25 protein-coding genes are annotated in these 23,888 nt (G+C 59.3%); 8 read left to right on the top strand and 17 right to left on the bottom strand.

What is annotated here, in order from left to right; genetic code table 11:
* Positions 1-40 precede the first annotated feature (40 nt).
* The gene (ettA, locus tag ASG35_RS13195) at positions 41-1,708 is read right to left on the bottom strand and encodes an energy-dependent translational throttle protein EttA (RefSeq protein WP_056357626.1); all 1,668 of its coding nucleotides are present in this window, start codon (positions 1,706-1,708) and stop codon (positions 41-43) included.
* A 193-nt stretch (positions 1,709-1,901) separates the two neighbouring features.
* Complete coding sequence (locus ASG35_RS30745) at positions 1,902-2,195, bottom strand: DUF3761 domain-containing protein (protein WP_082508368.1); 294 nt, start codon at positions 2,193-2,195, stop codon at positions 1,902-1,904.
* Positions 2,196-2,725: 530 nt separating this feature from the next.
* On the opposite strand from ASG35_RS30745, the gene ASG35_RS13190 reads away from it, so the two are divergent.
* Positions 2,726-2,977 (top strand): type II toxin-antitoxin system death-on-curing family toxin, encoded by a 252-nt coding sequence (locus ASG35_RS13190; RefSeq protein ID WP_235527543.1) that lies wholly within the window; start codon positions 2,726-2,728, stop codon positions 2,975-2,977.
* A 108-nt stretch (positions 2,978-3,085) separates the two neighbouring features.
* On the opposite strand, the gene ychF is transcribed toward ASG35_RS13190, so the two are convergent.
* Positions 3,086-4,180, bottom strand: a complete 1,095-nt coding sequence (gene ychF / locus ASG35_RS13185) for a redox-regulated ATPase YchF (RefSeq protein WP_056357702.1) — start codon at positions 4,178-4,180, stop codon at positions 3,086-3,088.
* A gap of 203 nt (positions 4,181-4,383) precedes the next feature.
* On the opposite strand from ychF, the gene ASG35_RS13180 reads away from it, so the two are divergent.
* From ASG35_RS13180 to ASG35_RS13165, 4 genes are all read left to right on the top strand, one after another.
* Entirely contained in the window at positions 4,384-5,556 is a 1,173-nt protein-coding gene (locus ASG35_RS13180) for a UbiH/UbiF family hydroxylase (RefSeq protein ID WP_056357624.1), read from the top strand.
* 36 nt (positions 5,557-5,592) lie between these two features.
* Positions 5,593-6,324, top strand: a complete 732-nt coding sequence (locus ASG35_RS13175; RefSeq protein ID WP_056357619.1) for a DsbC family protein — start codon at positions 5,593-5,595, stop codon at positions 6,322-6,324.
* A 108-nt stretch (positions 6,325-6,432) separates the two neighbouring features.
* Positions 6,433-8,232: a M61 family metallopeptidase gene (locus ASG35_RS13170; RefSeq protein ID WP_056357617.1), complete on the top strand. Its 1,800-nt coding sequence runs from the start codon at positions 6,433-6,435 to the stop codon at positions 8,230-8,232.
* A 148-nt stretch (positions 8,233-8,380) separates the two neighbouring features.
* Positions 8,381-8,977 (top strand): FMN-dependent NADH-azoreductase, encoded by a 597-nt coding sequence (locus ASG35_RS13165; RefSeq protein WP_056357614.1) that lies wholly within the window; start codon positions 8,381-8,383, stop codon positions 8,975-8,977.
* Between the two features lie 73 nt (positions 8,978-9,050).
* On the opposite strand, the gene ASG35_RS13160 is transcribed toward ASG35_RS13165, so the two are convergent.
* From ASG35_RS13160 to rpe, 8 genes are all read right to left on the bottom strand, one after another.
* Entirely contained in the window at positions 9,051-9,827 is a 777-nt protein-coding gene (locus tag ASG35_RS13160; RefSeq protein ID WP_056357611.1) for a uracil-DNA glycosylase, read from the bottom strand.
* The gene (locus ASG35_RS13155; protein WP_056357609.1) at positions 9,824-10,480 is read right to left on the bottom strand and encodes a CYTH domain-containing protein; all 657 of its coding nucleotides are present in this window, start codon (positions 10,478-10,480) and stop codon (positions 9,824-9,826) included. The genes ASG35_RS13160 and ASG35_RS13155 overlap by 4 nt, the downstream gene beginning before the upstream one ends.
* A 21-nt stretch (positions 10,481-10,501) precedes the next feature.
* Positions 10,502-11,287, bottom strand: a complete 786-nt coding sequence (gene trpC / locus ASG35_RS13150) for an indole-3-glycerol phosphate synthase TrpC (protein WP_056357606.1) — start codon at positions 11,285-11,287, stop codon at positions 10,502-10,504.
* 11 nt (positions 11,288-11,298) lie between these two features.
* On the bottom strand, positions 11,299-12,330 hold the full coding sequence (trpD, locus tag ASG35_RS13145) for an anthranilate phosphoribosyltransferase (protein WP_056357604.1): 1,032 nt from the start codon (positions 12,328-12,330) through the stop codon (positions 11,299-11,301).
* Between the two features lie 14 nt (positions 12,331-12,344).
* Positions 12,345-12,929, bottom strand: coding sequence for an aminodeoxychorismate/anthranilate synthase component II (locus ASG35_RS13140; RefSeq protein ID WP_056357602.1), 585 nt, complete (start codon positions 12,927-12,929; stop codon positions 12,345-12,347).
* A gap of 14 nt (positions 12,930-12,943) precedes the next feature.
* Positions 12,944-14,440 carry an anthranilate synthase component I gene (gene trpE, locus ASG35_RS13135; RefSeq protein ID WP_056357598.1) on the bottom strand — a complete coding sequence of 499 codons (1,497 nt, stop codon included), beginning with the start codon at positions 14,438-14,440 and terminating at the stop codon, positions 12,944-12,946.
* A 400-nt stretch (positions 14,441-14,840) separates the two neighbouring features.
* Positions 14,841-15,590, bottom strand: coding sequence for a phosphoglycolate phosphatase (locus tag ASG35_RS13130; RefSeq protein WP_056357596.1), 750 nt, complete (start codon positions 15,588-15,590; stop codon positions 14,841-14,843).
* Positions 15,587-16,282 carry a ribulose-phosphate 3-epimerase gene (gene rpe / locus ASG35_RS13125; protein WP_056357699.1) on the bottom strand — a complete coding sequence of 232 codons (696 nt, stop codon included), beginning with the start codon at positions 16,280-16,282 and terminating at the stop codon, positions 15,587-15,589. The genes ASG35_RS13130 and rpe overlap by 4 nt, the downstream gene beginning before the upstream one ends.
* Before the next feature lie 293 nt (positions 16,283-16,575).
* Here rpe and apaG point away from each other — a divergent pair, with 293 nt between their 5' ends.
* Positions 16,576-16,950 (top strand): Co2+/Mg2+ efflux protein ApaG, encoded by a 375-nt coding sequence (gene apaG / locus ASG35_RS13115; RefSeq protein ID WP_056357590.1) that lies wholly within the window; start codon positions 16,576-16,578, stop codon positions 16,948-16,950.
* A gap of 20 nt (positions 16,951-16,970) precedes the next feature.
* Here the strand turns inward: apaG and ASG35_RS32445 are convergent, their stop codons facing one another.
* Positions 16,971-17,093 carry a hypothetical protein gene (locus tag ASG35_RS32445; RefSeq protein ID WP_268761122.1) on the bottom strand — a complete coding sequence of 41 codons (123 nt, stop codon included), beginning with the start codon at positions 17,091-17,093 and terminating at the stop codon, positions 16,971-16,973.
* Here ASG35_RS32445 and mltA point away from each other — a divergent pair.
* Positions 17,092-18,258, top strand: coding sequence for a murein transglycosylase A (gene mltA, locus ASG35_RS13110; RefSeq protein ID WP_056357587.1), 1,167 nt, complete (start codon positions 17,092-17,094; stop codon positions 18,256-18,258). The genes ASG35_RS32445 and mltA overlap by 2 nt on opposite strands.
* A 59-nt stretch (positions 18,259-18,317) precedes the next feature.
* On the opposite strand, the gene paaK is transcribed toward mltA, so the two are convergent.
* The 4 genes from paaK to paaN form a co-directional block, all read right to left on the bottom strand.
* Positions 18,318-19,622, bottom strand: coding sequence for a phenylacetate--CoA ligase PaaK (gene paaK / locus ASG35_RS13105; protein WP_056357584.1), 1,305 nt, complete (start codon positions 19,620-19,622; stop codon positions 18,318-18,320).
* Between the two features lie 86 nt (positions 19,623-19,708).
* Complete coding sequence (paaI, locus tag ASG35_RS13100; protein WP_056357582.1) at positions 19,709-20,140, bottom strand: hydroxyphenylacetyl-CoA thioesterase PaaI; 432 nt, start codon at positions 20,138-20,140, stop codon at positions 19,709-19,711.
* A gap of 32 nt (positions 20,141-20,172) precedes the next feature.
* On the bottom strand, positions 20,173-20,970 hold the full coding sequence (paaG, locus tag ASG35_RS13095; RefSeq protein WP_056357577.1) for a 2-(1,2-epoxy-1,2-dihydrophenyl)acetyl-CoA isomerase PaaG: 798 nt from the start codon (positions 20,968-20,970) through the stop codon (positions 20,173-20,175).
* A 127-nt stretch (positions 20,971-21,097) separates the two neighbouring features.
* The gene (gene paaN, locus ASG35_RS13090) at positions 21,098-22,798 is read right to left on the bottom strand and encodes a phenylacetic acid degradation protein PaaN (RefSeq protein WP_056357574.1); all 1,701 of its coding nucleotides are present in this window, start codon (positions 22,796-22,798) and stop codon (positions 21,098-21,100) included.
* 133 nt (positions 22,799-22,931) lie between these two features.
* Here paaN and ASG35_RS13085 point away from each other — a divergent pair, with 133 nt between their 5' ends.
* Positions 22,932-23,708 carry an enoyl-CoA hydratase gene (locus ASG35_RS13085; RefSeq protein WP_056357570.1) on the top strand — a complete coding sequence of 259 codons (777 nt, stop codon included), beginning with the start codon at positions 22,932-22,934 and terminating at the stop codon, positions 23,706-23,708.
* On the opposite strand, the gene ASG35_RS32100 is transcribed toward ASG35_RS13085, so the two are convergent.
* A partial coding sequence (locus tag ASG35_RS32100) for a hypothetical protein (protein WP_235527542.1) occupies positions 23,695-23,888 on the bottom strand: 194 nt, incomplete at its 5' end. The two genes, ASG35_RS13085 and ASG35_RS32100, sit on opposite strands and share 14 nt — an antisense overlap.

Raw genomic sequence — 23,888 nt, 5'->3', positions numbered from 1 at the left:
AGCCGATGCGTTGTTGGTAGTTATAGTCAATACGCCGCTTTTAGCGGACAATCGGCTTGTAGCGCAAGCGCTTCGGTTTCGCGGCTTCATCGCCGAGACGACTGCGCTTGTCCGCTTCGTACTCTTGATAATTGCCATCGAAAAACGTCACTTGTGAATCGCCTTCGAACGCGATGATGTGCGTCGCGATCCGATCCAGGAACCAGCGATCGTGCGAAATCACCAAAACCGATCCCGCGAATTCCAGCAACGCGTCTTCCAGCGCGCGCAGCGTTTCGACGTCAAGGTCGTTCGACGGTTCATCCAGCAGCAGCACGTTGCCGCCTTCAATCAGCGTCTTCGCCAGATGCAGCCGGCCGCGCTCACCGCCCGACAGCGCGCCGACGGTCTTCTGCTGGTCGCCGCCCTTGAAGTTGAACCGGCCGATATACGCCCGCGACGGCGTTTCGTACTTGCCGACGGTCAGCACATCGGCGCCGCCCGAGATTTCTTCGAACACCGTCTTGTTGCCATTGAGCGCGTCGCGGCTTTGATCCACATAAGCCAGTTTCACGGTCGGCCCGGTCACGATCTCACCCGAATCCGGCTGCTCCTTACCCGTCAGCATGCGGAACAATGTCGACTTCCCTGCGCCATTTGGCCCGATTATTCCGACAATCGCGCCCGCCGGGATCTTCATGTTCAGGTTATCGATCAACAAACGGTCGCCGTACGCCTTGCTGACATTCTTGAATTCGATGACCTCATTGCCCAGACGATCGCCGACCGGGATGAAGATTTCCTGCGTTTCATTGCGCTTCTGGTATTCCTGGCTGTTGAGTTCCTCGAACCGCGCAATACGCGCCTTCGATTTCGCCTGGCGTCCCTTCGGATTCTGGCGCACCCATTCCAGTTCCTTTTTCAACGCTTTCTGACGCGCCGATTCCGACGACTCTTCCTGCTTCAGCCGATCCTGTTTCTGGTCGAGCCAGCTGCTGTAATTGCCCTTCCACGGAATGCCGTGGCCGCGGTCGAGTTCGAGAATCCATTCGGCGGCGTTATCGAGGAAATAGCGATCGTGGGTCACGGCCACGACCGTGCCCGGATAACGCGTCAGGAATTGCTCGAGCCAGTCGACTGATTCAGCGTCCAAGTGGTTGGTCGGTTCGTCGAGCAGAAGCATGTCGGGCTTTTGCAGCAGCAATTTGCAGAGCGCGACGCGCCGTTTTTCACCGCCCGACAAGTGCTCGATCTTCGCGTCCCATGCAGGAAGGCGCAAAGCGTCGGCTGCAACTTCGAGTTGTTGCTCGGGCGTGCCGCCGTCGCTCGTTGCAAGGATGGCTTCGTACTTGGCTTGTTCGGCCGCAAGGGCGTCGAAATCGGCATCGGGCTCTGCGTAGGCCGCGTAGATTGCGTCGAGCTTTTTCTGGGCGGTGAAAACATCGCCGAGACCGTCTTCAACCGCTTCGCGCACGGTTTGCTGCGGATCGAGTTGCGGTTCCTGCGGCAAGTAGCCGATGTTCAGGTTCGGCATCGGCGTGGCTTCGCCTTCGATTTCCTTGTCGACGCCCGCCATGATGCGGATCAGCGTCGATTTGCCCGAGCCGTTCAGGCCGAGCAGGCCGATCTTGGCGCCCGGGAAGAAAGACAACGAAATGTCCTTCAGGATCTGGCGTTTCGGCGGCACGATTTTGCCGACGCGATTCATGGTGAAGACGTATTGGGCCATTTGCGGATTCGGTTGTCTTGGGGTTTCGGGATTTTGCTTTTCGCGTTGGGAGTCGGCTGGCGGCGGCTGTGCTTCAGGCCGCTGCGGCAACACGCCACGAATTCAGTTCGCAACGATGCGTGTTCCCGGACAGCGGGAACGTGCCGACATTGTACTTCGATGGATATGGGCGGTCGGCGTGGAGGCGCGAGATTCAGCGCCAGGCTGCTACGCCGCCGTGGCGGGAGCATGTTCCGCTGCGATGACGGCTGAAACTCCAGGTGCCGTCGCGGCATTGGGCGGTGGCGCCATCGGGGATAGCGCCCGAGCGGGAACGCGCGGGTGAATGAACGGTTTGACCGTCGTGGTTTTGGTAAGTCTGGTGGTTATCGAGGTCGGACTCGTTCGGCGTGGAATAGGCGTACGCGTGGGCCGTCGAGCAATTCAGGGCGAGGAGGGCGGCGAGGAGGAATGGGGTGAAGCGAAGAAGCAGCGGGCTGTTACTCATTCTGAAGTTGTCTCGATTTTTGGGTCCGCCTGTTCTAGTCGGGACTGTCGGTTCTGTCCATCCGGCTGTTCCTAGATACGATGTCGGGCCTCGTCGGAAGATTTAAGCGTCAAGTCATGAGGCTCGATCAGGAAGCGTCTGAGACGCGAAGGCGGCGCGTATGATCGCGTCAACTTCACGTAATACGCATGTTTCAGGAGTCAAAAAGTGACAACGGACAACAACGGAACCAAACCTGCCGAAAAGTCCCGGCCGATGATCGCACCTAAAAATCCAGTTCGCGTGGCAAACGAGTCAGATCGGGAGATCGTTGTAGCCGCTGCGCGCGCGGTTATTTCCGAACATCGCGAAGTAATCAAGGCGCTGGCAAAGCGCTGATCGATGCTGGACGCTGCATTCGTCCTTCAGATTCACGACGAAATCCTGATTGAAGAGCCTGGCTTGCCAGTTTTGCCGGTCCAGGATTCGCCGGTCTAGAGAGCGCGCTCCTTCGAATCGAAAATTGGTCTACCTATGGCGATCTCAACGATGTGTTTGGCATCGCTGCCATGTATGCAGTCGCCATCGCACGTGGCCATATTTTCAACGACGGCAACAAACGCACAGCCTTGGTTGCGGCCTTGACGTATCTGAAACTCCAGGACATCACTGTGATGCGTGACGCAAGCCTGGAGGACGAAATGGTTGCCGTTGCCGAGGGCGTGACAGATGTCGTGACTTTCGCGAACCGTCTGGCAGTTCTTGCGTTCGGCTCGCAAGATATCGATGTATTCACGAAATAAAGGTAGATAACGCCCTCGCCTGACAAAAAGCAAAAGCCCGCGAAAACGCGGGCTTTTTTAGTTTAGGCGGCTGGCGAAACGACGCTCCTGCCGCCACCATTGTCTACGTCACACGTTGAACAAGAAATTCATCACATCGCCGTCGTGGACCACATATTCCTTCCCTTCGGCCCGCATCTTTCCGGCTTCCTTCGCACCTTGTTCGCCTTTGAACGCGATGAAGTCATCGAACGCAATGGTCTGCGCACGAATGAAGCCGCGCTCGAAGTCCGTGTGAATCGCGCCGGCGGCCTGGGGCGCTGTATCGCCGATATGAATCGTCCACGCCCGCACTTCCTTCACGCCCGCCGTGAAATACGTCTGTAATCCCAACAGCTTGTAACCGGCGCGAATCACGCGATCCAGACCGGGCTCGTCCATGCCGATATCGGCGAGAAATTCCTGTTTGTCGGCATCATCGAGATCCGCGATTTCCGCTTCGATAGCCGCGCACACCGCGACCACCGGCGCCTTCTCGGCTTCCGCATATTTGCGAACCGCGTCCAGATGCGGATTGTTTTCGAAGCCGTCGTCCTTGACGTTCGCCACGTACATGGTCGGCTTGGCCGTGATCAGGCACAGCGGCTTGATCAACAGAAGTTCGTCTTCACTCAGATCGAGGCCGCGCACAGGCTTCGCCTGATCAAGCTGCGCCTGGATTTTTTCGAGCAAGGGTACGAGCTTCGCCGCTTCCTTGTCGTTGCCGGAGCGCGCTGATTTTGCATATCGATGATGCGCTTTCTCGACTGTGGATAAATCCGCTAGCGCCAGTTCCGTATTGATGACTTCGATATCCGCCAGCGGATCAATCTTGTTCGCGACATGAATCACGTTCTCGTCTTCGAAACAGCGCACGACGTGCGTGATGGCATCGGTTTCGCGGATGTTGGCGAGGAACTTGTTGCCCAGACCTTCGCCCTTGCTCGCGCCGGCAACGAGGCCGGCGATGTCGACGAATTCGACGATGGCCGGAACGACGCGCTCGGGCTTGACGATGTCGGACAGCGCGGCAAGACGCGGATCGGGCACTTCAACTACGCCGACGTTCGGCTCGATGGTGCAGAACGGGTAGTTTTCGGCGGCGATGCCGGCCTTGGTCAGTGCATTGAACAGTGTGGACTTGCCGACGTTGGGCAAGCCGACGATGCCGCATTGGAGGCTCATGGGATCCTTCGAACTGGTGAAACGGCGTGCGCCGCGCGGGTCAACGCTGCATTTTGCTGTGCAGCGGGCGGCCACGTCTTGCGGGCCGGACAAACCCATATTGTACCGCTGTGGCCCGGTACGCTGGGCGCCCGGGGATCCGTCGCTGGAAACACCGTGTCGCGCGTCAAATCCCCAAATACCCCCGCGGCTATAATGCCCGCATGACTTTCCACTCTCGAAATTTCCACGCGGTCGTGGTTGGCGGCGGCCTGGTCGGCAAAACCGCGGCGCTTGCGCTGACGCAATCCGGCTTGCGCACGGCTTTACTCGCAACGTCCGCTGCACCGCCGCCGCCCGCCGGCAGCTTCGATTCGCGCATTTACGCGCTGTCGTCGAGTTCGCAGGCGCTGCTCGAACGCTTGCGCGTCTGGCAGGCGCTGGAACGCGAAAAGCTCGGACCGGTGCTGGACATGCGTGTTTTCGGCGATGCCTTCGCCGAACTGCATTTCTCCGCGTTCCAGGCCGCCGTGCCGCAACTGGCGTGGATCGCGGAATCGTCGCTGATCGAACGGTCGCTCGACGCCGCCCTGCGTTTCCAGCCAAACCTGACGTGGATCGATTCGCGTGCCCAAGGTCTCGTGATTCACGACGACGCCGCGCATCTCACGCTCGCCAACGGCGACACGCTCGAAGCCGATCTCGTGGTCGGCGCCGATGGCGCGCATTCGTGGGTTCGGGCGCAGACCGGCGCGAAGATGCATCGAAGGGAATATCGGCAGACGGGCGTGGTCGCGAATTTCAAGTACGAGAAACCGCATGCCGAAACCGCGTATCAATGGTTCCGCGATGGCGAAATCATCGCGTTGTTGCCGCTGCCGGGCGATTACGTGTCGCTCGTGTGGTCCGCAAAAGCCGATCACGCCGATTCGCTTTTGAAACTCGATCCCGAGCAACTCGCGGCGGAAGTCGAGAAAGCCACGCAAAACATGCTCGGCGCGATGGAATGCGTAACGCCCGCGCAAGGTTTTCCGCTGGCGCTGCAAACGGTCGATCGTCTGGTCGGGCCGCGTGTCGCGCTGGTCGGCGACGCCGCGCACCTGATTCACCCGCTCGCGGGCCAAGGCATGAACCTCGGTTTGCGCGATGTCGCCGCGCTCGCCGAAACGCTCGCCGGCAAGGAAGCGTTTCGCTCGGCAGGCGACCCGGTTCTCCTTCGCCGATACGAACGCGCCCGCCGCGAGGACATCCAGAAACTGACCATTGCGTGCGATGGCTTGCAAAGACTCTTCGCCGTGCCCGGCACGCTCGCCCGCGCGGTGCGCAACACCGGCATGGCGCTCGTGGGCGCGCAGCCGCACGTCAAACGCTGGCTCGTTTCCGCAGCGCTTGGTTGAAGACTTACTCACCTATTCAGCATCACAGGAATCCGAATGAAAATCACTCTTCGCCGCGCTCTGGTCGCCGCCGCCACGCTGGCCGCGGTGTTTGGCATCGGCATTGCGGCCCACGCCGATCAAACCACCGACAAGATCAAGTCCACGCTGCAATCGCGTATTGGCGACGCAGATATCAAGAGCGTGCAGAAATCGCCGGTTCCGGGCTTGTACGAGGTGAACCTCGGCGCGCAGATCGTCTATACGGACGCGACCGGCAACTATTTGCTGATGGGTGATCTCGTCGATACCCGCACGCGCACGAATCTCACCGAAGCGCGCCTCGCCGAAACGAACAAGATCGACTTCGCGAAGCTGCCGTTCGAAAACGCGGTGAAGGTCGTGAAGGGCACGGGCGCGCGCAAGATCGCGGTGTTCTCGGACCCGAACTGCCCGTATTGCAAGCAGCTCGAAACCACGCTGAAATCCGTCGATAACGTCACCGTCTACACGTTCCTGTACCCGGTTTTATCGCCGGATTCAACATCGAAATCCAAGTCGATCTGGTGCTCGAAGGACCGCTCGAACGCGTGGGAAGGCTGGATGCTCGACCATAACGCGCCGACCGCGTCGGCAAGTTGCGACACGACGGCCATCGATAAAAACCTCAAGCTCGGCCAGTCCATGAACGTCACCGGCACGCCGACGGTTTTCCTCGCCGACGGACGCCGCTTGCCCGGCGCCGTGCCGGCCGACCGGCTGGAAAAGGAACTCTCGGCGGTTCGCTAACTCAGCGGCCGATCCACGAAAAAGGAGGCGCGCGATGCGCCTCTTTTCGCTTTCAAACGGGCATCCAACGCCGGACTCGCTGGCGACAAGAAAAAAGGACCTCGACGCATGAACGCCATCCGCTACACCATCGTTCCGAAAAATCCCGCCGCGCATTTGTTCGAAGTCACGCTGACCGTTGCGCAACCCGATCCCGCCGGCCAGCGTTTCGTGTTGCCTGTCTGGATTCCTGGCAGCTACATGATTCGCGAGTTCGCGCGCAATATCGTGACGCTGCAGGCGTTCAACGCGGCGGGACGGAAGCTCGCCGTCGATAAAACCGATAAACACGCGTGGCAAACCGCGCCGCACGATGGCCCGATCACGCTGCGCTACGAGGTCTACGGCTGGGATTTATCGGTGCGGGCGGCGCATCTGGATGACACCGTCGGTTTCTTCAACGGCACGAGCGTGTTCCTGGCGGTGGAAGGGCAGGCGGACGCGCCGTGCATCGTGGATATTCAAAAGCCATCGGGCGCGTCGTACGCGAGCTGGCGCGTGGCAACGGCCTTGCCCGAAGCGCGCGGTACGAAACGTTATGGCTTCGGCACGTACGAAGCGTCGAATTACGATGCGCTGATCGATCATCCGGTGACCCTCGGCGAGTTCGCGCTGGGTTCTTTCGATGCCCACGGCACGAAACACGACATCGTGATTTCGGGCCGCGTGACCGCGCTCGATATGCGTCGTCTCGAAATCGATCTCAAGCGCATCTGCGAGTCGCAAATCGCGCTGTTCGAACCGCGCACGAAGAAGGCGCCCGTTGACCGTTATGTGTTCATGACCGTTGCAGTCGGCGATGGATACGGCGGGCTGGAACATCGCGCATCGACGGCGCTGATCTGCAATCGCCCGGACCTTCCTGTTACCGGCCGGCCGGAGATGACGGAGGGATACAGGACATATCTGGGTTTGTGCAGCCACGAATATTTTCATACGTGGAACGTGAAGCGCATCAAACCGGCCGCGTTTGCGCCGTACGATTTATCGCAGGAAAACTACACGTCGCTGCTTTGGCTGTTCGAAGGGTTCACGTCTTACTACGACGACCTGATGCTCGTGCGCAGCGGTTCGATCAGCGCGAGCGATTATTTCGGGTTGCTCGGCAAGACAATCGGCGGCGTGGCGCGCGGCTCCGGACGGCTGAAGCAAACGGTCGCGGAAAGCTCGTTCGATGCGTGGGTCAAATATTATCGGCAGGACGAAAACGCGGCGAACGCGATCGTCAGTTATTACCAGAAAGGTTCGCTCGTCGCGCTTGCTTTCGATTTGTCGATTCGCGCGCAAACCGCTGGCAAGAAGTCACTCGACGACGTCATGCGCCTTCTGTGGCAACGCTACGGCCGCGACTTTTACAACGGCCGGGCGCGCGGCATTGAAGAAGACGATGTCGAAGCGCTGTTCGCCGAAGCGACTGGCGCGGATCTGAAGAAACTTTTCCGCGATGGCGTGCACGGCACCCGCGATCTGCCGCTGGAAACGTTGCTGGAACCGTTCGGCATCAAGCTCGCCGCCGATATCGCCACGAATGGCACGGCCGGCAAACCGTCGCTTGGCGCGCGCATTCGCGGCGGCGCGGATTGCGTGCTTGCGGCCGTTCACGAGAACAGCGCGGCGCAGAAGGCGGGGTTATCGGCGGGAGACGTGCTGTTCGCAATCGATGGCTTGCGCGTCACGGGATCGAATCTCGATTCGCTGCTTTCACGCTATTTGCCCGGCGCGAAAGTTGAAGTCCACGCGTTCCGGCGCGACGAACTGCGCGTGACGCAGGTCAAGCTCGATGCGCCGGACGTGTCGCGTTACGTGCTTTCCACCGCCGATTCCAGCGGCCAGACGAAGCAATGGCGTGAACGCTGGCTGAAAGGTTGACGTTACCATAGCGGAAGAAAGGCGGATTGTTCTACCAGTGCAACGATCCGTCGTGAGTGCACAGCTTTTTCCCGATCGTTAAAAAACGAAGAATGCGTCCTGTCAGAGCGTTTTCGCGCTCACACTCAACAAAGGGACAGGAGTCATCATGACGACCATTCTTCAAATCAATTCCGCAGCCCGCTCGCAAGGCGCCCAATCCACGCTGCTCGCTGACGAAGTGTCGGCCAAGCTGCTTCAATCGAACGCTGGCGCGAAACTGGTGGTTCGCAATCTGCTCGCCGACAACCTGCCGCACCTCGACGACGCCACGCTAGGCGCGTTCTTCACGCCCGCCGATTCCCGCACCGCAGAACAAAACGCCATTCACGCAAAAAGCGAAGCGCTGATCGCCGAACTGCAAGCGGCTGACATTGTCGTGATCGCGGCGCCGATGTACAACTTCGGCATTTCGTCGCAGTTGAAGACGTATTTCGACTGGATCGCGCGCGCCGGCATCACGTTCAAGTACGGCGCGAACGGCGCTGAAGGTCTCGTGACGGGCAAGAAGGTGATTGTTGTGACGGCGCGTGGCGGCAAGTACAGCGGCACGCCGAACGATACGCAAACGCCGTATCTGAAGACGTTCCTCGGTTTCCTCGGCATGACCGATGTCAGCTTCGTGTTCGCCGAAGGCCTGGCAATGGGTCCGGACGCCGCTGGCGCCGCTTTGGCGACGGCACGCGATTCGATCGCTGCGCTGTAAATTGCTTGAGGTTTGATTCAGTTTTAGAAAGCCCGCCATGTCTTGCATGACACGAGCGGGCTTTTTGTCGCTCTCAATTTGGCAAATCGGCCAAACGCCAGTCGATAGCTCGCCGTCCATGCTCTTCCAGATAAGCATTCGCCGAAGCGAAATGTCCGCATCCAAGGAATCCGCGATGCGCCGATAACGGCGACGGATGCGGCGCTTCCAGTACGCAATGCGCCTTTCCAGCCGCAACGGCCGAAGCGATCAACCCGCGTTTCGCCTGCGCGTGCGCGCCCCAAAGCATGAACACGAGATGTTCGTGCCGCATCGCCAGTTCGTGAATCAGCGTGTCGGTGCAATGCTCCCAGCCACGTTTGGCGTGGCTCCCGGCTTTATCGCGTTCAACGGTCAGCGACGTGTTCAGCAACAACACGCCTTGCTCGGCCCATGCATCGAGGCAACCGTGATTCGGCGCGGCAAATCCGAGGCTCGCGTTGATTTCCTTGAAGATGTTGCGCAACGACGGCGGCGGCCGAACCGGCGACGGCACCGAAAACGCCAGGCCGTGCGCTTGCGGCGCGCCACGATCTTCGCCGTGATAAGGATCTTGTCCGAGGATCACGACTTTGACATCGGCGGGACTGGTCAGGCGCAGCGCACGAAATACGTCGGCGGGATAAACGGTTTTGCCGGCAGCGCGCTCGTTGTCCACGAACGCACACAACGCGGCGTAATGCGGGCTGTCAGTGAACGCCTTCAAATGCTTGCGCCAGTCAGCTGGCAAAGCGCCGAACTGGCTTTCCAACGACGTGAACGGATGGTCTTTCGAAGCGCCTTCAGCCTCGAACAACGACGCCTGACTCATTTCACGCCACCGTTCGAACCTTCTGCTTTCGGTTCGCACAGATCGTAGCCACGCCGTGCCTTGCTCGCGTCTTCGGGCTGGAGATAGAGAAACGCGCCGCGCATTTGTGCAGCGAGATTTGTCATTCCGGCTTCGTCGCCGGATTTCAGTTCCAGTTCGAGTTCGCTGATGGGCGTGGTGCGGCGTTCGCCGTCGATGTCCGTGGTTACTTCGCCAAGATCGAGCGCTGCCTCGATTACCGCGCCGTCGATATCGACGTTCCAGATCACGCGGTCGAAGTCGGTGCGGAACAGGGCGTTCAGCTCCGGCGCGGCGTCGCGCAATGCGTTGCGGGCATTTTCGTCGTCGCAGATTTCAAGGAGCTTGTCTATTTCCAGCGCTTCGCCCGCGACCGGCATCTCCCATTCGTGCCGGTTGTGCAAACCGCCGCTCGATTCACCCGCCGTCTTGTACGTCTGCAGCCACTGACCCGGCGCGCCGCGCAAACGCAGCGCGCTTTTCGCGTTGGCGAGCGCGCGATTGGCGGTATCGAAATAAACGTTCGTCAGATGGATTTTCTGGCCTTCCTGGCCCGTGCGCTTCGTCAGATCCTGTGCGATCTCTTCGTGGTTCGATGTAGGCAGCGCCAGCTTGATCTCGCGTTCAATACTCAAAATAAACTCCGTGCAACAGCGTCAGAAGAACATTCGCGCAAGTTCGGCGCCGGGATCGTCGGCGCGCATGAACGCCTCGCCGACCAGGAACGTTTGCACGTCCATGGCCCGAAGCCGCTCGACGTCCGTGCGCGACAGGATGCCGGATTCGGTCACCACGATGCGCTCGTCCGGCACCATTTCCAGCATGCCGATGGTTGTTTCTATCGACGTCTGAAATGTGCGGAGGTTCCGGTTGTTGATGCCGATAAGCGGCGTTTTCAGCGTCAGCGCCTGCATGAGTTCGTCCTGATCGTGAACTTCGACCAGCACCGCGAGCCCTAGCGAATGCGCGTACGCTTCGAGATCACGCATGTGTTCCGGCTGAAGCGCGGCGGCGATCAGCAGGATGCAGTCGGCGCCCATCGCGCGCGCTTCGAGGATTTGATACGTATCGACAATGAAGTCCTTGCGCAGGACCGGCAAACTGCACGCGGCGCGCGCTTCTTCAAGATACGCAACGCTGCCCTTGAAGAACTGTACGTCCGTCAGCACCGACAAACACGCAGCGCCGCCCGCTTCGTACGATTTCGCGATTTCGGCGGGGACGAAGTTTTCGCGCAGCACGCCCTTCGACGGACTCGCTTTTTTCACCTCGGCGATCACCGCGGCTTTTCCCTCGGCGTGTTTCGCGCGCAATGCGCCCACGAAGTCGCGCGAGTCTTTCGTGCTCGCCTGCAAACGCAATTCTTCGACAGAAACGCTTTCCTGCGCGACCCGGATTTCGTCGCGTTTGACCTGGATGATGCGATCGAGAATGTCACTCATGTCTGGTTCCGTTATTTGGCGAATTGCTGCGTGAAGCGCACGAGTTCATCGACTTTTTCGCGCGCCTGACCGCTCGCGATCACTTCTTTAGCGAGGCGCATGCCGTCTTCAATCGATTCCGCCACGTTCGCGGCGTAAAGCGCCGTGCCCGCGTTCAGCGTGACGATTTCGCGCGCGACGCACGGCTTGTTGTTGAGCGCGCCAAGAAGCATGGTTTTCGATTCCTGCGCGTCGGCCACTTTGAGCGTCCTGTTCGACACCATTTGCAAGCCGAAATCTTCCGGATGAATTTCGTATTCGCGAACTTCGCCGTTGCGCAATTCGCCGACCACCGTCGCCGCGCCCAGCGAAACCTCGTCCATGCCGTCCTTGCCGTACACAACCAACACGTGCTTCGCGCCAAGGCGCTGCATGACACGAACCTGAATGCCGACGAGATCTTCGTGAAACACGCCCATCAACTGATTCGGCGCGCCGGCCGGATTTGTCAGCGGCCCGAGGATGTTGAAGATGGTCCGCACGCCGAGTTCGCGACGCACCGCCGCGATGTTCTTCATGGCCGGATGATGGTTCGGCGCGAACATGAAACCCATGCCCGTTTCGGCGATGGATAACGCCACCTGTTCCGGCTGCAAATCAATGTTCACGCCGAGCGCCTCGAGCACATCCGCGCTGCCCGATTTACTCGATACCCCGCGATTCCCGTGTTTCGCGACCTTCGCGCCGGCGGCCGCCGTGACAAACATGGTAGCCGTCGAAATGTTGAAGGTATGCGAACCATCGCCGCCCGTACCGACGATATCCACGAGGTTATCGCTGTCCGGCACGCTGACGTGGTTGGCGAATTCGCGCATGACGGTCGCCGCCGCCGCGATCTCGCCAATGGTTTCCTTCTTCACGCGCAAACCCGTAATGATCGCGGCGGACATCACCGGCGACATCTCGCCGCGCATGATCATGCGCATCAGGTGAAGCATTTCATCGTGAAAAATTTCGCGATGCTCGATGGTCCGTTGCAACGCTTCCTGCGCCGTAATAGTCATAGTCTGATCCCGGTTCACGCGTGTTCGCCTTGTTTCGCGTTCTTGACGAAGTTTTCGAGCAGCGCGTGGCCGTGCTCGGACAAGATGGATTCCGGATGGAACTGGACGCCTTCGACCGCGAGTTCCTTATGACGCACGCCCATGATTTCGCCGTCGGGCGTCCACGCCGAAACTTTCAGGCAATCCGGCAGCGACTCGCGCTCAATGGCAAGCGAGTGATAACGCGTCACGCTGAAATGTTTCGGCAGGTCGGAAAACACGCCGCGACAATCGGTTTCGATTGTGCTGACCTTGCCGTGCATGATGGTTTGCGCGCGAACAACACGTCCGCCGAACGCCTCGCCGATGGCCTGATGGCCAAGGCACACGCCGAGAATGGGAATCTGTCCGGAAAATTCGCGCAGCACACTGAGCGTGATGCCCGCGTGTTGCGGATTGCTCGGCCCCGGCGAAAGGCAAATCCGCTCGGGATTCAGTTTTGCGATTTCGTCGAGCGTAATTTCGTCGTTGCGGAACGTCCGCACGTCTTCGCCCAGTTCGCCGAAATACTGAACCAGGTTATAGGTGAACGAATCGTAGTTGTCGATCATCAGCAGCATGGTCTTTCTCCGGATCAGAAGTCGCTATCGAGGCCGTCTTGCACTTGCTCGGCGGCGCGCAAAACTGCTCGCGCCTTGTTCTCCGTTTCCTGCCATTCGGACTCGGGCACCGAATCCGCGACCACGCCGGCGGCGGCCTGCACATACAAATTACCCTTGTGAATCAGGCCGGTGCGAATCGCGATGGCCAGATCCATCTCGCCTGTGAACGACAAATAACCGCAAGCGCCACCGTACAGGCCGCGTTTGACCGGCTCCAGTTCGTCGATGATTTCCATCGCTCGCACTTTCGGCGCGCCCGAAAGCGTGCCGGCGGGGAAGGTCGCGCGCAGCACGTCGAAGTTCGTCGTTCCGGGTTTCAGCTTGCCTTCCACCGAACTCACGATGTGTTGAACGTGCGAATATTTTTCGATAGCCAATTTGTCCGTCACGACCACCGATCCCGTTTGCGCGATCCGGCCCACGTCGTTGCGCGCCAGATCGATCAGCATCACGTGCTCGGCAACTTCCTTTGGATCGTTCAGCAATTCGGTGGCGAGTTCGGCGTCGCGCTCGGGCGTATTGCCGCGCGGCCGCGTGCCCGCAAGGGGACGAATGGTGACGATGCGTTCATCGCCGCGTTTTTCCTGGCGGACCAGAATTTCCGGCGATGCCCCGACCACATGGAATTCGCCGCCGAAATTGTAGTAATACATATACGGCGACGGATTCAGCGACCGCAACGCGCGATACAGCGAAAGCGGGTTGTCGCGGAATGGCTTGACGAGGCGCTGGCCGACCTGAACCTGCATCAACTCGCCCGCCGCGATGTATTCCTTCGCTTTGCGCACGGCGTTCAGGTAATCCTCTTTCGCAAACTCCCGATACGTTTCCGTGCGCACGCTCGCCGATGTCACCGGCGGCTGCACGGTCGTACGCAAGCGCGCGCGGAGTTCGCGCAGGCGCTGCCTGGCTTTCGTGTAGGCCTCGGGCACGGTTGGATCTGCGTAGACGATCAGGTACAGCTTGCCGGCGAGGTTATCGATAACCGCCATTTCCTCGGTCAGCAACAACTGGATATCGGGCAGGCCGAGATCGTCGCGCGGCGCGGTGTGCGCCAGCTTTTTCTCGATATAACGCACGGCGTCGTAGCCGAAATACCCAGCCAGACCGCCGCAAAAACGTGGCAATCCCGGGCGTTGCGCGACCTTGAACCGCTTCTGGAATGTTTCTATAAACGTCAGCGAATCGACGTCGCTCGTCTCGACGACCTGTCCATCTTTCAACACTTCCGACACGCCGTTCTGCACGCGGATCATCGTGCGCGCCGGCAAGCCGATAAACGAGTACCGGCCAAAGCGTTCGCCGCCCACCACGGATTCCAGCAGGAACGAATTGGCGCCATTGCGCTCGGTTTGAGCGAGTTTGAGGTAAAGCGAAAGTGGCGTTTCGAGGTCCGCGAGCGCCTCGGCGATCATCGGAATGCGGTTGAAACCTTCATTCGCCAGCGATTGGAATTCGAGTTCGGTCATGTTCTGATCCTTTGCGTGTCGCTTGGTGGTTTTGCGACATCGAGTCTTACTGGGCGCTGCGGTAAATACCGCGCGGCGCTAAACCCGCCGGAATTTGCGCGTCGGCCGAGGCTTCAGACGCTGTAAGTCCGATTATCGGGGCTTAAGGCCATCACGGAAACCGTGAGGACGTAAGCCGGGGAATCGGGCGCAGCGAATGACGCACATCAAGCCGGGCATCAAAAGGTAAAACAAGTCAGCGGGATCGGCGCGCGGAATGCGCAGCGAAACAAAAAACGGTGCTGAAGACGAGCTTCAGCGGACCTCAGGCGAGGTTAGCGCGACCAGCGACGCCAGGGCCAGGCTCCCCGGTCGATGCTGCTCAGACTCCGTTTTTTGTTCAGAAACATGAGGGATTGAACTAGTCAGTCGATGTTGTCGCGCTGGGTGCGTCCGGCGCGGCCATGGTTGCTGCTATTGCCTGTGCGGCGGCCAGCAGGGAAGAAACTATACCATCGGATTTCACGAGGTGCACGGGTTTGCCGTGGTTATAGCCGTAGGGAACCGTCAGCGTCGCCATTCCAGCCGCGCGGCCCGCGAGCGCATCATTCTCGGAATCGCCGATAGCAACCGCCTCGCGCGGCAAAACGTCCAGACGTTCGCAAGCAATCAGCATGGGCGTTGGATCAGGCTTTTTCTTCGGTACGGAATCGCCGCCGAGCACGACCTTGAAGTATCCGGCGAGGCCGAATTTCGTCAGCAATTCCAGCGCGAAGCGGTGCGGCTTGTTCGTCACGCATGCAAGCGGCAAACCGAGGTTGCGCAGCGCCTTCAGACCTTCGGCGACTTCGGGGTAAAGCTTGGCGTTCTGCCCGTTGATGCGCGCGTATTCGGTCTGATAGATCGCAAGGGCGTCATCGAATTTCGTGGATGCTTCCAGCGCCGAAAATCGCACGGCCAATATGCTGCGAATCAGATTCTCCGATCCCTTGCCGATGTAGCCGGTGACTTCGTCACGATCAGTCGGTTTCGAGTCGATGCGCGCGAGCATGCCATTCAGCGCCACGGTGAAATCGTCTGCGGTATCGACCATGGTGCCGTCCAGGTCGATGATTGCGGCGCGCAACGTCTTGTTGGTAAATGCCGGAAGCTCGGCAGTGAGTTCGCTCATCGTGCATCCCCGGTGTTCACTTTGGCCAGTTCCTCGCGCATCTTGCCGATGATCTCGCTGTAATTGTGGTGGCCAAAAATCGCCGATCCCGCTACGAACGTGTCCGCGCCCGCTTCCGCAATTGCCCGGATGTTCTCGATCTTCACGCCACCGTCCACTTCCAGGTGAATCTCGCGGCCCGTCCGCTCGGTGTATTCATCGATACGACGACGCGCTTCACGCAGCTTGTTCAGCGCTTCCGGAATGAACGACTGGCCGCCGAACCCCGGATTCACGGACATGATCAGCACGAGATCGACCTTGTCCATCACGTGATCGAGATGATTCAGCGATGTTGCCGGGTTGAAAACCAGACCCGCTTTACAGCCGTGATCGCGGATCAGCGAAAGCGTCCGGTCGATATGGTCCGAACCCTCCGGATGGAAACTGATCACATTCGCACCGGCCTCGGCGAAGTCCGGGACAATGCGATCCACCGGGCGCACCATCAAATGCACGTCGATAGGTACAGTCGTGTGTGGCCGCAGTGCCTTGCAGACCATCGGGCCGATTGTCAGGTTCGGAACGTAATGGTTGTCCATGACGTCGAAATGGATCCAGTCCGCGCCGGCGGCGACGACATTGCGAACCTCTTCGCCGAGAATGGCGAAGTCGGCGGACAAAATACTGGGGGACAAGCGGAATTGCGTCATGACGTCGGCCGGTTGCAAGCGGGAAACGCATTTTACCGCGATGCGCCGTTTTTGACCGTCGGCCAAATGGCTAACGCGCACGCCTCGCCGCAAGCGCTTTTTCGCGTTGCGGCACTATCCCGTAAAGGTTTCAACGCGATGAAAACGCCGTGTCGAGCCGTTGCGCTCGGTTGCGGGCACACGCTGCATGAAGCAGAATGCGTCACCTGATGTTCACGCAAATTCGCGTAATCGCGCCGCTGTACGCCTCACGGGGCGTCGCTTCGCGCACTATATTTTGAATTGGAAAAGCGATGAGCCAGTATGAATTCAGCGTATCGGTAGCGACGCAATACCTTCCCGAGCAATCGGAACCGGATTCTCACCAGTTCGCGTTCGCGTACACGCTGACCATTCGAAATACCGGTCAGGTCGCCGCGCAGTTGATCTCGCGGCACTGGATCATCACAGATAGTGAAAACGTGGTTCAGGAAGTGAAAGGGCTGGGCGTGGTCGGCAACCAGCCATTATTGCCGCCGGGCGAAAAGTTCGAATACACGAGCTGGGCCGTGATCGCGACGCCGGTCGGCACCATGCGCGGATCGTATTTCTGTGTGGCTGAGGATGGCGAACGTTTCGAGGCGCCGATTGCCGAGTTCGCGCTGCATATGCCGCGCACGCTGCATTGAGCCGTGTGCGCAGCGTCTTGCTAGCGCCTGTTTTTCTTTTTACCCGACGCCGTCCACGCGACGATAAAAATCAGCAAAAGCAGCGCCACGATTGACTCGAGCGCAAACACAAGCATTGGATATTCGTCGAACAGATTTGACATGGCGGTTCTCATCAAGAACGAACATTGTAAGCGCTTCACCCCTTCGCTCGCCGGATTGGCCGCCTGGTCGGCTTCGCTGGCTACTGCAGTTTTGCTCGCATCGTGCGGAGGCGGGGGCGCCATCAAGTCCGGTTATCAGGCTCCGCCAACCGGCGCACCGATCATTCCGGGACAACGCGCGGCCAACCGGCTGACCGCAGTGAGCTGGCAGCAGGTTCCCGGCTGGCAAGACGATTCATTACTCGGGGCGACCGCAGCGATGCGTCAAAACTGCAGCCGCCTCGCGCAGCAGCCGAACTGGCGCCGCGCATGTGCGGCGGCGCAACGGCTCGATGACCTCGACATGAATGCGGCCCGCGAATTCTTCGAGGCCTATTTCACGCCGTTCCAGTTGGCCAATACCGACGGCACGCTGGACGGCCTGGTGACCGGCTATTACGAGCCGTTGCTTCGCGGTTCGCGCACGCGACACGGCCCATACCAATACGCGTTGTATCGATGGCCGTATCGGTTCAAAACCGGCACGACGCTGCCCTCGCGTGCTCAGCTTGAAAGTTCGGGCGCATTGAATGGCAACGAGCTGGTGTGGGTGGACGATCCTATCGAGGCGTTCTTCCTTCAAGTCCAGGGCTCGGGACAGGTCGTCATGGAAGATGGCACGACGATGCGCGTTGGTTTTGGCGGCACCAATAACCAGCCGTATAAATCGATTGGGCGCGAGCTGCTGGACCGGCGCGAATTGACGCCCGCCCAAGCCACGATGCAAGGCATCAAGGCGTGGGCGAAAGCAAACCCCGCGCGTGTCGACGCGTTGCTCGACGTGAATCCGCGTTTTGTGTTTTTCCGCGAAATGCCGGCAACGTCAACGCTCGCTGCAGGCGTGGGCACGGGGCCGGTCGGCGCACTGGGTGTTCCGCTGACGCCGGAGCGATCCATCGCCGTCGATCCTTCCGCGATCCCGCTCGGAACACCGGTGTTCCTGCAAACCACACGCCCTCTGAGCAACTCGCCAATGAACCGACTCGTGTTCGCACAAGATACGGGCAGCGCGATCAAAGGCGGTGTGCGCGCGGACTATTTCTGGGGGCTCGGCGACGACGCGGGCGATCTCGCCGGCCGGATGAAGCAGGGCGGCCGTATGTGGTTATTGCTGCCGAACTCGTAGAAGGCTTGCAGCCGTTTCTCCGGAAGCGGCTGCTGATTGCTTTGGATCGAGCCTGGGAATCAGGGCACTGCTTTTCGCCGATCAATCACCCGCCGCGCCTTTCCCACTGAACGCTCGATTCCGTTCACGCTCAGTAATTGGATCACCGCGCTCACGCCAATCAACGCTTTGATATCGTAGGCAAGCGCAGCCTTAGCTTGCTGAAGCACGGCGACGTCCGGCGCAGTCTCCGGACAGGGCTCGACGTTGAGCGTGAGCACATCGAGCGGCCCTTCCTTCGTCAAAACGATCTGATAGTGCGGCGCCAACGCGTGCTGCTTGAGCAGTAACTCTTCAATCTGCGTGGGAAAAACATTCACGCCTCGCACGATCATCATGTCGTCCGAGCGGCCGGTTATTTTTTCCATGCGTCGCATGGTTCGAGCGCTGCCGGGAAGGAGCCGCGTGAGATCGCGCGTCCGATAGCGGATGATCGGCAGCGCTTCTTTTGTCAGCGACGTAAATACGAGCTCGCCCAACTCGCCATCAGGCAGGACTTCGCCCGTTTCCGGATCGATAATCTCCGGATAAAAATGATCTTCCCAAATCGTCGGACCATCTTTAGTCTCCACGCATTCCGATGCCACGCCGGGCCCCATCACTTCCGACAGGCCATAAATATCCACCGCATCGATTCCCATGCGCTTTTCGATGGCAGCACGCATATCGTTGGTCCACGGTTCAGCGCCGAAGATGCCGATTCGCAGCGAGCAGTCAGCCGGATGGATACCTTGACGTTCGAGTTCGTCGGCGATGGACAGCATGTAGCTCGGCGTCACCATGATGATGTCGGGCCGAAAATCCTGGATGAGTTGAACTTGCTTTTCCGTCTGGCCTCCGCCGAACGGAATCACGGTCAAGCCGGCCCGTTCCGCGCCGTAGTGAGCGCCCAGGCCGCCAGTGAAAAGGCCATAACCATAACTGACATGCACCTTGTCTCCACGCCTCGCACCCGCTGCGCGAATGGATCGTGCAACGAGATTCGCCCAGGTGTCGATGTCCTTTGCCGTATAACCCACAACCGTGGGTTTTCCGGTTGTCCCCGACGACGCGTGAATCCGCGAAATCTGATCGTGCGGCACGGCGAACATCCCATACGGATAATTATCGCGAAGATCCTTTTTCGTCGTGAAAGGGAAACGCGCGATATCAGCGAGGCTTCTGATGTCGTCCGGATGCACACCCGCTTCATCGAACTTTCGCCTATACACGGGCGAATTTTCATACGCATGAGCGATCGACCACTTGAGGCGTTCAAGTTGCAGCGCAGTGAGTTCGTCGCGACTGGCCGTCTCTATTCGGTCTAGTGGAAGCGCGGCGGTCATGGAATGTCTCCTTCCAGATATCTGTTCGCGGCCCGAATCAAATTTGTTCGGACACTACGGTTTGTCGAGTAGTTTTGTAGAGCGGCTCAGGATTCGATGGCAACGAGACTTCCCTTGATCTGGGACGACTTGCCGCGGAACATGGCGACCGTTTCCTGGTCACGGTTCGTCACCCGGATGTCGTAGATTCCCGTTCTTCCCGTCAGTGATTGTTCAATTGCCTCGGCAGTCAGGCGATCGCCGCCTTTGACCGCGCGCAAGAATTCGATTGAGCAGCCGGCCGCGACCGTGTTGATGTTGTACGAGTTGCAGGCGAACGCGAACGTTGAATCGGCCAACGTGAAAATGAGGCCGCCGTGACAAATTCCGTGTCCGTTCAGGAAGTCATCGCGAACGTTCATCTGCATGCGTGCGTATCCTGGTCGCACCTCGACCAGTTCCAGGCCGAGCGCACGGCTGCACGCGTCTGCTTCGTACATGGTTTGCGCGGTTGCTTCGGCGAGTTCCTGATCTGTCATTGCTGCCTTCTCCAAAAGCGATATGTTGTGTGTCAGAGACCTTCGAATCGCGGCGCGCGCTTTTCCTTGAACGCAGCAACACCTTCGGCATAGTCATGCGAGTCGCCGAGTTCACGCTGGACGTCGCGCTCGAGGTCCAGCTGCTGATCGAGCGTATTGTTCGCGGCAGCCCGTATTGCGTGTTTGATCGCCGCGACTGCCTTGGCAGGCTGCTGCGCCAGCTGTGCCGCTAGCGTCGCCGCAACGCTTTCCAGTTCGGCGTCGTCGACCACTTTCCACACGAGACCCCATGCGTGTGCTTGGTCCGCAGCCAGCTTGTCGCCGGTAAGCGCGAGACCCATTGCCCGGGCTTCGCCCACTCGCCTTGGCAAGAGCCACGTACCGCCCGAGTCCGGTATCAAGCCGATTTTCACGAATGCCTGAATGAAGCTCGCTGAACGCGCGGCGACGATCAAGTCGCAAGCCATGGCGAGATTGGCGCCCGCGCCGGCAGCGATGCCATTCACCGCGGCAATCACGGGCAGATGTGACGCCTGTAGCCGGCGCACGAGGGGATTGAAGTACTCGTCAATCAGCGCGCCCAGGTTCGTCATGGCGCCTGGCGTGAAGTCGAGGTCGGCGAGATCCTGGCCCGCGCAAAAGCCACGGCCCGATCCCGTAATCACGAGCGCACGGGCGTGGCTCTTCTCGATTTCGTCCAGCGCTTCACCTAACTCCTCGTGCATCGTGCGCGTGAAACTGTTCAGCTTTTCCGGGCGATTCAGTGTCAACGTCGCTACGCGCGTGGTCTCACTGATAGCGAAAACAATCGATCTGTTCTGGTCGGACATGAAGTCTCCTTCGGCAAGTGAGCGCAAATACCCATGCCTTCGATACTAATCGCGCTCGGCCGCAGTTGCCATTCGGCTTGATGGCCTAGGACTCGCTGCGACTCTTTGATCCGGCCGCCTATGCCGTTTAGCTGACTGTTGGCGGCGCGGTATTTGGCGCAACATGGACTCTGCTTTGAACGACCCGAAAGCGATTTGCGACAAACGCGGCGTCGGACAGCGCGGCGTTCGCTGCAGGATTGGCGCCCGTACCGTGGAAGTCCGAATACGCCGCGGTCTGGTTCACAAAGATGCTGCTAGTGAGGTTGATAGACAGTGCAACGCCGCCGCGAATAGCCGCGTCATAGGCTGCGTCAACTACGGCGTCGTCCGTGCTGTACACGGAAAAGGTCAATGCGCCATGTTCCGCTGCAATCGATCCGGCCAGTTCGAGCGCTTGCGCCGTTGAATCCGTGGCAATGACAAACGAGATTGGACCGAACCACTCGCGTGTGAACTTAGCGGCGTCAGCGTGCACGTCGAGTTTCAGCATTAGCGGAGAACGGACTTGAGCATCGGAGAAAACGGGATGAGCAAGCGATTGACTGTCGGTAAGCACTTCGCCAAGTTGCCGCGCTTCGGCGATGCGACCCATTACGCCGTCATTCTGTATGGCGCCCGTCAATTCCACGGCGCGAGCAGGATCGGAGATCAACTTTTCCACCGCGGCCGCGAGCGCCTTCGCGACGTCGTCAAAGCTCATCTGGCCTTCGCTTGTTCGAATGCCATCGCGAGGAACGTAGATGTTCTGCGGCGCCGTGCACATCTGGCCGGAGTAGAGCGCGAGAGAGAAGGCTATGTTGCTGGCAACGGCTTTGATGTTGTCGACAGAGTCAATCACGATCTGATTTACGCCCGCTTTTTCGGTGTAGACCTGGGCCTGATGTGCGTTGCGTTCGAGCCAGCTGCCGTTTTGCGTGCTGCCGGTGAAGTCGATGATCTTGATCTCCGGCCTCAGCGCGAGATCCTGTACGACAGGACCGTCGTTCCCTTCGGTAGCCAGCAGGGTAACCACGTTCGGGTCAAATCCAGCCTCACGCAAGACATCGCGTGCAATGCGTACTGTGACGGCCAGCGGCAAAATCGCTCCCGGATGCGGTTTGACGACAACGGTATTGCCCGTGGCCAAGTCCGCGAACATGCCGGGATAGCCATTCCACGTCGGAAATGTGCAACAGCCGAGCACGAGCCCGGTGCCGCGCGGCACGACCGTGAATTGCTTGTGCATCGCGAGCGGAGGATTCTTGCCTTGGGGCTTTTCCCAGTATGCGTTGGCAGGAATCCGGTGAAGCTGGTCCCACGCATAGGCGACTGCTTCAAGCGCCCGGTCTTGCGCGTGCGGTCCGCCTGCCTGAAACGCCATCATGAAAGCCTGCCCGGTTGTATGCATGACGCTGTAGCCAATCTCAAAACTGGCCTTGTTCAACTGCGACAGGATCTCGAGGCTAACGCCGACCCAGGCCGCAGGCCCCGCCGCGCGCCACCGACGCTGTGCCGTCGCGGAGGCGTCAAGCAACGCGTCGACGTCCGCTTTTGGGTAGCGAATCCCCAAAGCAAACCCAAAAGGCGATCGCTCATTGCCGACCAACTCACCATTAGAAGGTTGATCCAGCACGAACGTCTTATTCAGGTGAGACTTGAAAGCCGCCTCGCCGTCCGAATTCGCTGTTTCCCCGTACACTTTGGGACTAGGCATTTCGGGAAACGGGCTCCAATAACCACGCGTTGCAATAGCGGCAAGCGCTTGAGTAAGCGTCGCTTCGTGCTTGGAGAAGAGCGGATGGGTCATGGCGGCAAAGTGATGAGTGGCATTGAGTAGCGTTCGGATAATTAATTAACCGACCGGTTGGTATGCGAATGTTAGCATTATCGAGACGCGTGCGCGAAGCGATTTCGCGCGAGTTCATATCTAGGAGGAATGGATGTCTTACGAGAATCTGTTGACCGAAGTGCGTGGGCGCGTCGGCTTGATCACGTTGAATCGGCCGAAAGCACTCAACGCGCTTAACGACGCGCTAATGGATGAACTTGGGACCGTGCTCAAGGAATTCGATGCCGACGAAAACATCGGCGCCATTGTGCTGACGGGCAGCGAAAAGGCGTTCGCGGCAGGCGCGGACATCGGCATGATGGCCAATTACACGTATATGGACACGTTTAAGGGTGACTACATCACGCGCAATTGGGAAACGGTCCGCACCATTCGCAAGCCGATCATCGCTGCTGTCGCCGGTTTTGCCTTGGGCGGCGGGTGTGAACTGGCGATGATGTGCGACATCATCATTGCTGCCGATACCGCCAAGTTTGGCCAACCCGAAATCAAACTCGGCGTGATCCCGGGCGCAGGTGGCACGCAGCGGCTGCCGCGCGCCGTTTCGAAGGCGAAGGCAATGGACATGTGCCTCACCGCGCGAATGATGGACGCCGACGAAGCCGAACGGGCCGGATTGGTGTCGCGCGTCGTGCCAGCGGCGAGTTTGTTGGACGACGCCATGCAGGCGGCATCGACTATCGCGAGTTTCTCCTTGCCGGCTGTGATGATGGCGAAGGAGTCCGTTAATCGTGCGTATGAATCGACTCTGGCTGAAGGTGTCCATTTCGAGCGTCGCATGTTCCATTCGCTGTTCGCAACCGAAGATCAGAAGGAAGGAATGGCTGCTTTCGTTGAGAAGCGGAAGCCCGCTTTTAAGCATCGATGAAATTCTTTTGCTGAACCCCTTGCGCGGTGTTGAAACGGGCACTAGAATTCCGTTCCTTCGCTTCACAACGAAGCGAAGGGAAGTGAGAAAGTGCAGTAGTAGTGGCGCGCAAGAGGATGCCGCGCAAGAGGATGCCAACTGGCGCGGGCATTGGTGTTGGCGACGGCCTGAAGTCTATCG

The organism is Burkholderia sp. Leaf177, from assembly GCF_001424345.1.
Classification (GTDB): domain Bacteria; phylum Pseudomonadota; class Gammaproteobacteria; order Burkholderiales; family Burkholderiaceae; genus Caballeronia.
The sequence above is the reverse complement of the archived record's forward strand: the minus strand, read 5'-3'. Positions and strand labels throughout refer to the sequence as shown.

Excerpts from the sequence above, each read along its gene's own strand:
- ettA (WP_056357626.1), bottom strand. The coding sequence starts at position 1,708 with ATGGCCCAATACGTCTTCACCATGAATCGCGTCGGCAAAATCGTGCCG.
- ASG35_RS30745 (WP_082508368.1), bottom strand. The coding sequence starts at position 2,195 with ATGAGTAACAGCCCGCTGCTTCTTCGCTTCACCCCATTCCTCCTCGCC.
- ychF (WP_056357702.1), bottom strand. The coding sequence starts at position 4,180 with ATGAGCCTCCAATGCGGCATCGTCGGCTTGCCCAACGTCGGCAAGTCC.
- ASG35_RS13180 (WP_056357624.1), top strand. The coding sequence starts at position 4,384 with ATGACTTTCCACTCTCGAAATTTCCACGCGGTCGTGGTTGGCGGCGGC.
- ASG35_RS13175 (WP_056357619.1), top strand. The coding sequence starts at position 5,593 with ATGAAAATCACTCTTCGCCGCGCTCTGGTCGCCGCCGCCACGCTGGCC.
- ASG35_RS13170 (WP_056357617.1), top strand. The coding sequence starts at position 6,433 with ATGAACGCCATCCGCTACACCATCGTTCCGAAAAATCCCGCCGCGCAT.
- ASG35_RS13165 (WP_056357614.1), top strand. The coding sequence starts at position 8,381 with ATGACGACCATTCTTCAAATCAATTCCGCAGCCCGCTCGCAAGGCGCC.
- ASG35_RS13160 (WP_056357611.1), bottom strand. The coding sequence starts at position 9,827 with ATGAGTCAGGCGTCGTTGTTCGAGGCTGAAGGCGCTTCGAAAGACCAT.
- trpC (WP_056357606.1), bottom strand. The coding sequence starts at position 11,287 with ATGAGTGACATTCTCGATCGCATCATCCAGGTCAAACGCGACGAAATC.
- trpD (WP_056357604.1), bottom strand. The coding sequence starts at position 12,330 with ATGACTATTACGGCGCAGGAAGCGTTGCAACGGACCATCGAGCATCGC.
- ASG35_RS13140 (WP_056357602.1), bottom strand. The coding sequence starts at position 12,929 with ATGCTGCTGATGATCGACAACTACGATTCGTTCACCTATAACCTGGTT.
- trpE (WP_056357598.1), bottom strand. The coding sequence starts at position 14,440 with ATGACCGAACTCGAATTCCAATCGCTGGCGAATGAAGGTTTCAACCGC.
- ASG35_RS13130 (WP_056357596.1), bottom strand. The coding sequence starts at position 15,590 with ATGAGCGAACTCACTGCCGAGCTTCCGGCATTTACCAACAAGACGTTG.
- rpe (WP_056357699.1), bottom strand. The coding sequence starts at position 16,282 with ATGACGCAATTCCGCTTGTCCCCCAGTATTTTGTCCGCCGACTTCGCC.
- apaG (WP_056357590.1), top strand. The coding sequence starts at position 16,576 with ATGAGCCAGTATGAATTCAGCGTATCGGTAGCGACGCAATACCTTCCC.
- mltA (WP_056357587.1), top strand. The coding sequence starts at position 17,092 with ATGGCGGTTCTCATCAAGAACGAACATTGTAAGCGCTTCACCCCTTCG.
- ASG35_RS32445 (WP_268761122.1), bottom strand. The coding sequence starts at position 17,093 with ATGTCAAATCTGTTCGACGAATATCCAATGCTTGTGTTTGCGCTCGAG.
- paaK (WP_056357584.1), bottom strand. The coding sequence starts at position 19,622 with ATGACCGCCGCGCTTCCACTAGACCGAATAGAGACGGCCAGTCGCGAC.
- paaI (WP_056357582.1), bottom strand. The coding sequence starts at position 20,140 with ATGACAGATCAGGAACTCGCCGAAGCAACCGCGCAAACCATGTACGAA.
- paaG (WP_056357577.1), bottom strand. The coding sequence starts at position 20,970 with ATGTCCGACCAGAACAGATCGATTGTTTTCGCTATCAGTGAGACCACG.
- paaN (WP_056357574.1), bottom strand. The coding sequence starts at position 22,798 with ATGACCCATCCGCTCTTCTCCAAGCACGAAGCGACGCTTACTCAAGCG.
- ASG35_RS13085 (WP_056357570.1), top strand. The coding sequence starts at position 22,932 with ATGTCTTACGAGAATCTGTTGACCGAAGTGCGTGGGCGCGTCGGCTTG.